The 803-nt window shown below is 57.8% G+C and carries 2 protein-coding genes; both read right to left on the reverse strand.

Translation table 11 applies throughout. The features are described 5' to 3' along the window. Window positions 1-204: MarR family winged helix-turn-helix transcriptional regulator (locus ACW9IB_RS29460; protein ID WP_457416838.1), on the reverse strand; the 204-nt coding region annotated here is incomplete at its 3' end. After that, window positions 201-686 (reverse strand): glutathione peroxidase, encoded by a 486-nt coding sequence (locus ACW9IB_RS29465; protein ID WP_457416840.1) that lies wholly within the window; start codon window positions 684-686, stop codon window positions 201-203. The genes ACW9IB_RS29460 and ACW9IB_RS29465, both read right to left, overlap by 4 nt. Window positions 687-803 lie beyond the last annotated feature (117 nt).

The following is an 803-nucleotide window of genomic DNA, read 5'->3' on the forward strand; positions in this document are numbered from 1 at the left end:
CTCCCCCAGGGCCTTGACCGTCGGCAGCGTCGGAGGGCTGTCGTGCCACTCCCACAGCACCAGCATCACCAGGTACTGCGGGTAGGTCAGGCCCAACTGATCCAGCATCGGCTTGTAGGCACGGGTCACCGCCCGTGAAGCGGCATAGAGCTTGAAACACAGCTGGCTGTCCAACGCCAGAGAAACCGTGGGCGCGTCGGTCATTTGAGCAGGGCTTCGATCTCTTGGGTCAAGTCTTCAGGCTTGGTGGTGGGCGCAAAGCGCTTGACCACCTGGCCATCTCGGCCGATCAGGAACTTGGTGAAGTTCCACTTGATGCCCTTGGAGCCCAGCAGCCCCGGCGCACGTTTCTTCAACTGGACGAACAGTGGGTGGGCGTCGCTGCCGTTCACATCGATCTTCTTGAACAGCGGAAAGCTCACGTCGAAATTCAGCTCGCAGAACTCGGAAATGGCACCTTCGTTACCCGGCTCCTGCTTGCCGAACTGATTGCAGGGAAAGCCCAGCACCACCAGGCCCTGGTCCTTGTATTGCTGCCACAACTGCTCCAGCCCCTTGTATTGCGGGGTGAAGCCACATTTGCTGGCGGTATTGACCACCAGCACGGCCTTGCCGGCGAAATCGGCCAAGGTCTTTTGCTCCCCCTTGATGGTGGTGCAAGGGATGCTCAGCAGGTTATCGGTCATGGCAAGGCCTCGATAAGGAAACGGAACAGAAAACATAGTAGGCAATTAAATTGTGTGCAATTTAATTGATTGGACTTATACCCGATCATCACTCCACAGGAACCCGGCTTGCCGGCG

The organism is Pseudomonas sp. SDO524_S393, from assembly GCF_054071875.1.

What these genes read in the sequence shown, in the direction of transcription:
- ACW9IB_RS29465 (WP_457416840.1), bottom strand. Translation starts at nt 686, where the DNA reads ATGACCGATAACCTGCTGAGCATCCCTTGCACCACCATCAAGGGGGAG.